The following is a 10,949-nucleotide window of genomic DNA, read 5'->3' as shown; positions in this document are numbered from 1 at the left end:
TTCTGTTGTGTAGAGGGTGTATCGATGTCACGGGACGCTTTGGTAGTAGGGATTAATACTTATCAGTATTTACCCAGCTTGAAAGCTCCAGCTAGGGATGCAGAAGCCATTGCTCAACAGTTGCATGCCTACGGTGAGTTTAGAGTTCATCGCCTTCCAGAAGTGATTCAGGAGGGAAAATCGAAGATAGGGCAGAAAACGCAGGTCAGTCTGCGCGATCTGGAAACTGCTCTGATCAATTTGTTTAAGCCGAGAGGAAATGCGCCCCAAACTGCCGTGTTTTACTTTTCTGGTCATGGCATTCAGCGCGATGCAGGGATTCGAGAGGGATATTTAGCCCTGAGCGATTCCAACCCAGACAAGGGTTTTTATGGTTTATCACTATTCTGGCTACGTCGTTTGCTGCAAGAAAGTCCGGTCCGGCAACGGATCATTTGGCTTGATTGTTGCCACAGCGGAGAGTTGCTCAATTTCCTGGAAGCTGATCCAGGTGCTCATCCTGGTACGGATCGTCTCTTCATGGCAGCATCTCGGGAATACGAGACAGCTTATGAATCCTTAGACAGCGAGTATAGCGTCTTCACGGATGCCTTACTGACCGGCCTCGATCCAAACCGAGTTGCGTCTGGAATCGTCACAAACCATTCACTGACCGACTGGGTTAACCACACTCTCAAAGGGGAAATTCAGCAGCCCCTATTCGAAAGCTCCGGCAGTGAAATCATTTTGACCCGACGCAACAGCGAGGCTGGTGGCGCACCAAGATTGGCTCAATCTACCATTCAATCTAAAGATATCTGCCCCTACAGAGGACTAGAATTCTTTGACGAATCGCACGCTGAATATTTCTTTGGCCGAGAAGAGCTAACCGAACAACTGCTGAAAAAAGTTGTAGAGGAACGGTTTGTGGCTGTGACTGGGCCTTCTGGGAGCGGCAAATCATCCCTAGTCAGGGCTGGATTGATTGCCCAACTCCGACAAGGGAAAAAAATATCGGGCAGCAACCAGTGGAAAATCAGGCTCATTACTCCAACAGAGCATCCGTTAAAAAGCTTAGCAACGGCATTTATTGATCCGGATCTCAATGATCTGGAGCGAGCAGAGCAGCTCCGACGCGCAGAAACCTTTTTACAGGATGGTGGAGTAGGATTAGCCCAACTGGTTCGAGCTAGTTTACCAGTTCCGACTGGCCTATCAAGCGAACAGCGGCCCCAGTTTCTGCTGGTTATCGATCAATTCGAGGAGGTATTTACCCTATCTCAGGGGTCGCAAGCTGAAAGGGAGCGTCAAGAATTCTTTGATTGTTTACTTGGGGCGGCAGAGATCGTCAAAGATTTACTCAGCATCGTGATTGTGCTGCGCTCTGACTTTTGCAATAAGTGTTCGTTTTACGAAGGATTGGCTCAACGAATTTCCCAGCAACCAGTTACGGTTTCACCCCTTAAGTATGAGCAGATCAAGGCGACCATTGTGCAACCGGCTCAGAAGGTAGGTTTGGTATGTGAACCCAACCTCGTTTACACCATGCTCCTGGATGTGATTGGTGCTCCGGGTGAGCTGCCATTGTTGCAATACACCCTATTAGAGCTGTGGCGGCGGCGGCGGGTTGGGGCCGAAGGAGGAGTGGCTCGCCTGACTCTGGATGCCTACCAGGAGTTGGGCGGTGTTCGGGGAACATTACAAAAACGAGCAACTGAGGTATTTCACTGCTTGTCGGCAGAAGAACAAGTTGTTGCTAGACGAATTTTTCTCGCCCTCACTCAACTTGGAGAAGGCACTGAAGATACCCGCCGCCGGGTTGTGAAGTCGGAACTTGTCAGTCCTACTTTTCCAGTAACGCTAGTCGATCAAGTTTTAGAGAAACTGGCCACAGCCAAACTTGTGGTGATTAGCCAAGAGAACATCAGTCCGAATGAGCAGCCCGATCAAGAGCCACCAGATCAAAAATCTGCCTCGATCTCTACATCAACCAATTTACCGTCTGGTTCTACATCGACTATTGCAACTGCCCTAACTCGGTGTTTGTCTCAGGAAATTGTTGATGTTGCCCATGAAGCACTGATCCGCAACTGGTCGTTGCTGCGAAGTTGGCTAGAAGAGAGCCGAGAAATGCTGCGGCGGCAGCGGCGGATTGAACAAGCAGCTCAAGAGTGGGATCACGCCGGACAGCCAGCCAGTGGAGAATATCTGTTGCATGGTTTGCGGTTGAGAGATGCAGAAGATTTTCTCAAGCTCTATCCCCAAGAACTGTCTGCATTGGCGCAGCAGTACATTCAGGTTAGCTGTACGGAATGTCGTCGGGCTAGAAGGGAGTCGCGGCAGCTCCAAATCGCGATTCCAACCTTATTGGTTATCACATTGACGGTAGTGCTGGGTCAGTACTATGGTGCTATGCGCACTCAAACCGAGAAAGAGGATCAGCTCAAGCAGGCTACAGCACGTGAACGGGCCGCCATTACTCAAGCTGTCCTGCAAGATTCAAAGGCTGATCCAATGACGGCGCTCTTGATTGGTCGTTTAGCAGCGGAAGGTACAGCGACTGGATACGAAGCTCAATCCAGTTTAAGGGCTGCTTTGCAAAACCTGCGTCTACAGTTGGAATTGCGAGGCCATCAGGGAGCTGTCCAGCAAATAGCCTTTAGTCCCAATCATCAATATTTAGGTACAGCCAGCGCCGATGGAACTATTCGTCTGTGGGCTGTTAATGCCAGAACGATTTACAGTACTAGCCTGAATGCTGTCAAAGTGCTGCCTTGGGCAGAAACCAACGGACAGGTGCAGCCGATCAACATTCGAGATATTGCATTTAGTCCGGATAGTCAGCATCTTGCAGCAATTGCGCAAGATGCGTCTGTGGTGAAGGTGTGGTCAGTCTCATCAGGAACGATGCTGCATCAACTAGTTGGATCTGCTGTTGTGAGGCAGGTGAGCTTTAGTCCTGATGGAGTTTGGATCGCTACAGCAGGGGAAGATCGTCGCATTTCCATCTGGCAGGCCAGTACTGGCGCTTTAAAGCTTCAACTTCAGCAAAACGGCCCGATTCAAAGCCTTCAGTTCAGCCCCGATGGCCAGCTTATACTTTCAGTGGGAGAAGACGGCACTGTTCAGATTTGGCAACTTGAGGCAATGCCTGACAGCTTAAACCTGGCTCCAACCAGAACTTTGACTCATCCTGACGTTATCCATGAAGCAAGCTTCAGCCCCAGTGGCCGTTGGGTTGCAACCCTTGCCAAAGACGGCAACGTTAGGCTGTGGGACCGACAGACCGGACAATTGCAGCATTTGATCCCAAACCCTGTACCAGCTTCTAAACCCACCCCTCAGAGTCAAAACGTAACAGATGAAACACCTGTTCTACCGATACAGCAAATGGAGTTTAGTCCTGACGAGCAGACGCTGGCAACGATTGATTCTAGGCAGCAAGTTTGGCTTTGGCACCTCCAATCGGGTCAGTTGGGACTGAAGTTGGATAGCAACTCTTCTCAAGCCGCCCAACCAAGCAATCTTATCAGTCCTAAGTTGCTGAAATTTAGTCCTAACGGTGGAATGGTAATCACAACTGGGTATGCGCCCGTTCGAGGCGAGGAATTTTATCCAGCCTATTTGTGGAATAGCCAGACCGGCCAGCAGATCGGTAAACTCTCCGGACATCAGAAGTCAATTACCTCAGTTCAATTTAGCCCAGATGGTACTTATGTCGTGACGGCTAGCGTTGATGGCACAGTGCGGCTATGGGCAACTGAACAAGGAGGAGAATTACCATCTGTACGTTTGGGGAATAACTCAGCTGAAGGGTTTACCTTTTTACCCAGCCATTTTATCAAGGCTCAGAATGCACTTACGAACAGCGCGATAGCTGATTTAGCCGATTCAACAGACGATCGAATTGGGACTCAAGCACCCACGTTGACTGCTGCGAGCGGTACTAGGGGAGAACTTCAGGTAGGTGCTTACAACCATGCCAACGGCTCGCCCTTATCTACTGCAAAAAGTCAAATTGCTCGCTGGCAACCGTGGCAGAATTGGTTCCAGCAAAACTCATCGGAGTCTACTTCTCAAACAGTGGTTGCTTCAGCCTCTTCTAATCGGCCAAGGATCGAGAAAAGCGAATTTGCGACTCCAGGACCCAGTTTGATCACAAATATGATCACGCTTACTGCTGATGGGCAGCTACAGCGCTGGCAGATTTTCTCTGATACTCTTGCCTCTGATACTGATAAACAGCAAGACATCGAGTTGGCAGGGAGCCATACAGCAGCTATTCCAACCTCGCAGAATGCTCCAAGTTTACGAGAGAAGTTGACCGATCTAGTTCAACTCCATTTCGACCAACTGATAAACCGCAAAAGTTTCCCTGTGAGTGTGGGGTTTGCCCAATTTTCGCAACTGCCCTTTTTGCAAACTTTAACTGAGCTTTCTGCAACCAATCCCCTGAAGAAGCTTGGTGGGTTAGACGCTAAGGCTGCATTGAGCGGTTTTGCCATGAGTTCAGATGGACAATTATTAGCAGCGGCTGACATTGCAGGTTGGATATCAATTTATCGAGTTCAGCCGGATCAGTCACTGCAACTCTTGAAGCAAATTCAAAACTGGCGCTCCACTGGTGGCTTAACGAATAGCTCAACCAGCAGCGGCACAAAATCCCTCAGCCAAGTTATCAGCCATACAGACAACCAGAAAGCTGATATGGGCAGAGACAAGAAAACACAACCAGAGGTTGGGGAGCCAGTAGCTATTCGTCATCTTAGCTTTAGCCCTGATGGGCAACAACTGCTAGGAATTGCTGATGATCTAACAATGCGTTCATGGAATGCTCACTCTGGACAATCGCTAGCGGTGTTTCAAGGCCATGAAGCTACGATTCGTCAGGCACGGTTCAGCCATGACGGGCAGTGGATTATCAGTGCAAGCTGGGATCGAACGGCCCGACTTTGGCAAGCATCAACCGGGCAGGTGGTTAAAATTTTCAGGCATGAGGATGCAGTTAGTAGTGCCAGTTTCACCCCGGATGGGCAACGAATAGTAACCACTAGTTGGGATGGAACTGGACAAGTTTGGCAGGTTGACACAGGCAACCCTTTATTTCGGCTAAACAAACATCAGAAAGCAATTCTGGACGCCCAGTTTAGCCCCGATGGACGATTACTGGTTACGGCCAGCGCCGATGGAACAGCTCGCCTTTGGAATGCCATGACTGGAGAAGAGCAGGCTACACTGCGACCCAATGTTGAGAAAGAGCCAGAGGCAATTCTACGGGCTTTTTTCAGTCCAGACGGACAGTATGTAGCGACGTTATCTAAAAATGGTCGAGTTGATCTGTGGGCGGCAACCTGGGAAATGTTGCTGAAGCTGGCTCGCGAGCGGAGCTTGCGCCAATTGACGCTAGACGAATGTAGCCGTTATCTTCGACTATCTGCTGAGCAATGCACTGAATTATCCCCGTAAAATTGGCTTTAACTCCGGTTAGCCTGTTGACGCGCCTGTTTTACCAGGTCAATCAAGGTGTGATGAGCGTCCTCAGCATCTTGCAGTTCATGATCAAAGCTGATTCTCACAGGCATGGCTTCAGCCTGACTTTTTACCATTAGGTCCATGCCCTGAGCGTCGATTTTTAGCATCTCTGCTGATGTTGCTTCTAGCGTATTGCCGAAGACTTTAGCATAGAGCAACACAGCATCTGCATGATCTTCATTCATGTGTTTACAAATGCGAGCACTAACTTCAGGTGTAAATGGATCTGACATAGTTGATTGGATGCTTCAGGACTGGTTGAACGACTATAGCGTTGCTAAAAACGATAAAAGCAATGCTTCCGTTGATTGAGCGATTCTAGCGCTTTTAGATGAATATTAAATAGAAACAAATAGAAAATTCTAGAGAATTCAAGGATTTCCTTGAAGAAAGAAAATGCCCAAGCGAAATAAGCTCATGCCAATAAATGCCAAGAGCACAAACGTAATTGCCACATTAACCCCGTCTCGAATTTTTTGCCACACGATTGCAGTCACCCTTTCAGCGAGTCTTCACTCCTCACTGTAGCATCCCGCTAGACCGCATCAACCATCATGTGGGCAATGTCTTTCATCGTATAGCGGGCTTGCCAACCGAGGCGCTGTTTAGCTTTGCTAGCATCACCACAACTGACGGCGATATCGGTGGGGCGGTAAAGGCTTTTGTCAATTTCAACATGGTCTTGCCAATCTAGTCCCAGATAGGCAAACACCTCTGCCACAAAGGCTTGCAGTGAAGAGGTCTGCCCGGTGGCAATCACAAAGTCATCCGGCTGGTCTTGCTGCAACATGCGGTACATAGCTTCTACATATTCAGGCGACCAACCCCAATCTCGCTGAATCTCGATGTTGCCTAGGTAAAGTTTTTCAAACTTACCGCTAGCAATGGCACAAGCTGTGGAGACAATTTTTTGGGTGACAAACCGTTTGGGGCGCAGTGGCGACTCGTGGTTAAACAGAATCCCAGAGCAGGCAAACAGATCATAGGCTTCTCGATAATTTGCAACTTGCCAGAATGCCGCCGCTTTAGCAACCGCATAGGGACTGCGGGGCCGAAAGGGTGTCGTTTCACTAGCCGCAATGGTACCCGTGTCACCGAAGCATTCGCTCGATCCGGCGTTGTAAAGCTTGATTGGTGCGCCAATAAACCGAATCGCTTCCAGTAAATTCAGTGTGCCTAAGGTGATGCTCTCCATCGTTTCAACCGGCAGCTCAAACGACAGCCCCACCGAAGTTTGTCCGGCCAAATTATAGATTTCATCCGGCTGAATTTTGCTGATCACTTGCAAAACGCTACGAAAATCATTCAGCGCCATCGAACAGGTTTTGACTCGATCCCGAATGCCTAATCGCACCAGATTGCGAAATGTAGACATCTGGGCATCCCGCGATGTACCGCAAACCGTATAGCCTTTACTCAGCAAAAGCTGGGCAAGATATGCGCCATCCTGTCCCGAAATGCCGCAGATGAGTGCTGTTTTCATGACCAAGCAAATTCTAAACGCCTCGGTTGTAGAGTACCCAGGAGCGGGGGGAGGGGAACGAGGTGGAGATAGAGGATAGGGAGATGGGGGAGATGTTCGGATTGTTTGAGCTGTTGATGAGTTGGGCGTAGAGGGAATGGAGATCATCCACTTCATTTCTTAGGAGCGCCTCACTAGGGCAGGTTTGCCCTGTGCACGAATGGAAGAAACAAGTCTGTACTCGATTTATTGTAGAGACAATCCTGAGTTAGGAAACCGAGCGGTCAATAGTATCATCAAGGGTCTGATTAGGAGCGTGGTTGTGGGGCGTACTGGCAATGAGATTGGTGAAGGTGGCAAAGCCTATCCCGTTTGAGAGATTAGCTGTTCAGCCCGCCCCAACTTGGGAGGTTAATCGTAATGAGGAGCGTTATGAAAAATACCTCGTCCATCGCAAAGCGTAAGTTAGCTCAATCTCCAGCCTTGCCTGCCCAGCTGGCTCATCTTGAGCAACTCAATCTGCATGCAGCGGGAATTGATGTGGGTTCTGCTGAGCATTGGGTTTGTGTCCCTGCTGGAAGAGCCGAAGTCAATGTCCGTGCCTTTGGTTGCTTTACCCCAGACTTACAAGCGATGGCAGCATGGTTGCAGGGGTGTGGGGTGACAACAGTCGCAATGGAATCAACAGGAGTCTACTGGATTCCAGTCTTTCAGATTCTGGAGTCCAGCGGGTTGGAGGTCAAACTGGTGAATGCACACCATCTCAAAACGGTGCCTGGACGTAAGAGCGATGTGCTTGATTGTCAATGGCTCCAGAAATTGCACACCTATGGTCTGTTAGCTGGCTCATTCCGTCCTGAGGAGCAAGTATGTGTGCTGCGAAGCTATGTACGTCAACGAGAACGACTGATTCAAAGTGCGGCTGTGCATATTCAACGGATGCAACATGCCTTGATTCAGATGAATCTGCATCTGCACAAGGTGATTAGCGACATTACTGGCTTAACGGGGATGTCCATCATTCGAGCAATTGTTGCAGGAGAGCATGACCCTCAAACCTTAGCTGCCCTCAAGCACTCGCGTATCCGCAGTAGCCATGACGAAATTGCCAAAGCGCTCAGCGGTAATTATCGAGCAGAATTGGTGTTTGTTTTGCAACAGGAGTTAACGCTTTACGATCTGCATCAACAGCAGATTGCTGCTTGTGATGAGCAGATCGAGCAGTGCCTGTTGAAGTTTGATGCAAAAACTGAGCAAGCACCACCAGAGGCAAAGAACAAGCGGCGTAAGACCACTCAAAATGCTCCTGCCTTTGATTTGCGTGGGCAGCTATATCGAATCAGCGGCATCGATTTTACTCAGATTCCTGGGCTTGATGCGTTGAGCGTCCAGACGATTCTCTCTGAGGTGGGCTTAGAGTCCAATCGCTTTGCCAGTGTCAAACACTTTTGTTCCTGGTTGGGATTATGTCCTGGGACGCGCATTACTGGGGGAAAGTCGCTGAGTTCTCAGACACGAGTAGTGGTGAATCGAGCAGCGAATGCTTTTCGTTTAGCGGCTCAAGCTGTTAGCCATAGTCGCTCAGCCTTAGGGGCATTTTATCGACGCCTGCGGTCTCGTTTAGGCGCACCTAAGGCAATCACAGCAACGGCTCACAAGATTGCTCGTCTGTTCTACAAGCTATGGTCTGAGGGCGGAACCTATGCTGACCCTGGAGAAAACTATTATGAGCAGCAATACCGGGAACGCCTGGTTAAACACCTGAAGAAAACAGCTCAGTCTCTCGGTTTTGAAGTTGTGCCCCACTCCTCCACTGAAAGTGTTTCTTGAGAGGCATGGTGACTGCTGTCTACCTCGGTGGAGGTTGGGGATTAGTTCAGCGAGTGTGGATTGTGATTCGAGAAAAAGCCCAATCTCATGAAAGATGGTGAGCAGATATTGCTGAAATAGACGCGGATAGCTGGCTTCTGCAAGCGATTAGAAGAGAGCAAGCTTTACTAGAAACGCTCTGAATTAATAGTGGGGTAATTTTTCCGCTCCCCCATCTTCCTTACCTCTCGTTCGGCGATGCTCACGAGCCGCATCTTCCTCATTCTCCTCATCTCCCTACTCCTGCTTCCGTTTTTGAATTGTAAAAGAAATCGATGGTGAAACGGTAGGGGCGAAATTGGGCAATTGGGGACCTGTTTCCGGTTGGGATGGGGCTTGGGCGATGTTAGAGGGAAGGGGAGAGTCAGCGGATGATTGGCGAGGGATCGTCTCTGGTGGGGAAAGCAAATCGGGAACTAAAGTAGCGTCTGGTTCTAAGGGCAATTTTGCTTGAGGTGAATACCAGTGCTCTGCATTGGAGACAATCGCCAACAGCAAACCGGCCATGCCATAAACCGGCAGGGGCAGCTTCAGATGTTGCAGCCATTGGTAGAGTTCTGCTGCCCCAAAAAATACAACAACGGCAACTGCCCAAACTTTCATAGCAATTTTCTATTACCAGAAATATTTCTTTTAGGATAACGGCAAGCCGTTGCTCAGGAGCAAGTTGTTTCAAACAAGGCTGACTCGACATTGGGTTTGGGTACCTGGTCCCATCTCTAGGGTGTCGCCCATTTTCTCGCCATCATGGTAAGCGGCTAGCAGCACTTCGCTGGTTTTGCCCCAGGCAATCGTCCCGTCGGCAGCAATGCCAATAGCACCAAAATCCCGCTTTCGGGAGTGGGCCTCTTGAAATGAGCACTCAAACGCTTTGAGCAGGGGCATCCCATCTGTGACTCGGACGACGATGCGCGCGGCCAGACATTCTTCAATAATGTCTTCGCCGATCCCTGTACAGCTAATGGCTGCATGTGCATTGGCATAATTGCCTGCTGGCATGGCCGAATCGCTGACGCGACCGATGCGCTCAAACCCTTTGCCACCGGTTGACGTTCCTGTGGCTAGCCGTCCATGAGAATCGAGCACCACCACGCCGATGGTCCCGCGTCCAGCTTCGGAAACTAGCTCGCGTTCAGCTACTACGCCAGCCATCGCTTTATCAAAGTTGCCTTCTCGTTCCAGGATCCACTCCTGTAGTCGGATTTTGGTCAGCGGGTCGTAGTAGGGCAACTGCAACTCCCGCATCAGCTCCAGCGCGCCAATATCGGACAAAACGCGGTCATCGGAGGTTTGTAGAAACTCGGCCAGCTCAATCGGGTTTTTGACGCGCGAAACATTAATTACACCGCTGAATCGCTGTTGGGTGCCATCCATTAAAGAAGCACTCATGCGAATCTGCCCATCGGATTGAAGTACTGAGCCGGTGCCTGCATTAAAGCGCGGATCGTCTTCCAGAAGCTGGCAGCCGCGAATTACTGCCGATTTGGCATCTGTACCTGCTAGCAGCAGCTCATAGACTTCAGTAATTACCGCGTAGAGGGATCGACGCACTGCATCTGCGCCCGCCTTACCTTTCAGGGAGCTGCCTGCTCCACCATGAATAATTAGCTTGGGCTGAATTAAACCCGTTGACATAGTTGAGAGATACCCTAGATTTCAGTAAACGCAATAGGCCGAGCACGGTTCAACAGCAGCATCAGACGGGAATACACAAGCGAACCTAGCTGGAGCGGCAAAGCAAAACCTAGTGGAGCTGCAACGAACCGAGACTGACGCTAACCGAATTGAACGCTGGCGATCGGAACAGTCGTGCTTTAGCGGCCTTTAACAATATCTGAAGATAGCAGAAACTGAGCCACCTAGGTCTCTAATCAATCTGTGGTTTGGGATGCGGTTCGATGCCGCCGACAGCGCTCCGAGCAATACTTTACTTCATCCCAGCAGTCTTCCCACTTTTTGCGCCAGGTAAAGGGACGCTGACAAACCGGGCAGATTTTGGTGGGGAGGTCGGCTTTAGACCGAACACGCCCCAGAGAAGTCGATTGGCGATTTGATTTAGATTTGGAACGGGGCATAGGCAACAAATCCAGGCAAAGACAAGAATTAC

General features: G+C 49.8%; 7 protein-coding genes. 2 read left to right on the top strand and 5 right to left on the bottom strand.

What is annotated here, in order from left to right:
- Window positions 1-24 precede the first annotated feature (24 nt).
- Window positions 25-5,445: an LpqB family beta-propeller domain-containing protein gene (locus tag HJG54_RS20580; RefSeq protein WP_316431091.1), complete on the top strand. Its 5,421-nt coding sequence runs from the start codon at window positions 25-27 to the stop codon at window positions 5,443-5,445.
- Window positions 5,446-5,453: 8 nt separating this feature from the next.
- Here the strand turns inward: HJG54_RS20580 and HJG54_RS20575 are convergent, their stop codons facing one another.
- Complete coding sequence (locus HJG54_RS20575) at window positions 5,454-5,744, bottom strand: DUF2470 domain-containing protein (RefSeq protein WP_316431090.1); 291 nt, start codon at window positions 5,742-5,744, stop codon at window positions 5,454-5,456.
- A gap of 302 nt (window positions 5,745-6,046) precedes the next feature.
- Window positions 6,047-6,994, bottom strand: a complete 948-nt coding sequence (locus HJG54_RS20570; protein WP_316431089.1) for a GDP-mannose 4,6-dehydratase — start codon at window positions 6,992-6,994, stop codon at window positions 6,047-6,049.
- A gap of 411 nt (window positions 6,995-7,405) precedes the next feature.
- Here HJG54_RS20570 and HJG54_RS20565 point away from each other — a divergent pair, with 411 nt between their 5' ends.
- On the top strand, window positions 7,406-8,803 hold the full coding sequence (locus HJG54_RS20565; RefSeq protein ID WP_316431088.1) for an IS110 family transposase: 1,398 nt from the start codon (window positions 7,406-7,408) through the stop codon (window positions 8,801-8,803).
- A 276-nt stretch (window positions 8,804-9,079) separates the two neighbouring features.
- Here the strand turns inward: HJG54_RS20565 and HJG54_RS20560 are convergent, their stop codons facing one another.
- From HJG54_RS20560 to HJG54_RS20550, 3 genes are all read right to left on the bottom strand, one after another.
- Entirely contained in the window at window positions 9,080-9,445 is a 366-nt protein-coding gene (locus HJG54_RS20560) for a hypothetical protein (protein WP_316431087.1), read from the bottom strand.
- Between the two features lie 69 nt (window positions 9,446-9,514).
- The gene (locus HJG54_RS20555; RefSeq protein WP_035997843.1) at window positions 9,515-10,477 is read right to left on the bottom strand and encodes an isoaspartyl peptidase/L-asparaginase; all 963 of its coding nucleotides are present in this window, start codon (window positions 10,475-10,477) and stop codon (window positions 9,515-9,517) included.
- A 236-nt stretch (window positions 10,478-10,713) separates the two neighbouring features.
- Window positions 10,714-10,917, bottom strand: a complete 204-nt coding sequence (locus HJG54_RS20550) for a DUF2256 domain-containing protein (RefSeq protein WP_316431085.1) — start codon at window positions 10,915-10,917, stop codon at window positions 10,714-10,716.
- Window positions 10,918-10,949: the final 32 nt, after the last annotated feature.

The sequence above is a fragment of the Leptolyngbya sp. NK1-12 genome, from assembly GCF_032598965.1.
Classification (GTDB): domain Bacteria; phylum Cyanobacteriota; class Cyanobacteriia; order Elainellales; family Elainellaceae; genus Elainella.
This window is presented reverse-complemented; position numbering and strand designations above follow the sequence as displayed.

Coding starts and splice junctions, on each gene's coding strand:
- HJG54_RS20580 (WP_316431091.1), top strand. CDS start 25: ATGTCACGGGACGCTTTGGTAGTAGGGATTAATACTTATCAGTATTTA.
- HJG54_RS20575 (WP_316431090.1), bottom strand. CDS start 5,744: ATGTCAGATCCATTTACACCTGAAGTTAGTGCTCGCATTTGTAAACAC.
- HJG54_RS20570 (WP_316431089.1), bottom strand. CDS start 6,994: ATGAAAACAGCACTCATCTGCGGCATTTCGGGACAGGATGGCGCATAT.
- HJG54_RS20565 (WP_316431088.1), top strand. CDS start 7,406: ATGAAAAATACCTCGTCCATCGCAAAGCGTAAGTTAGCTCAATCTCCA.
- HJG54_RS20560 (WP_316431087.1), bottom strand. CDS start 9,445: ATGAAAGTTTGGGCAGTTGCCGTTGTTGTATTTTTTGGGGCAGCAGAA.
- HJG54_RS20555 (WP_035997843.1), bottom strand. CDS start 10,477: ATGTCAACGGGTTTAATTCAGCCCAAGCTAATTATTCATGGTGGAGCA.
- HJG54_RS20550 (WP_316431085.1), bottom strand. CDS start 10,917: ATGCCCCGTTCCAAATCTAAATCAAATCGCCAATCGACTTCTCTGGGG.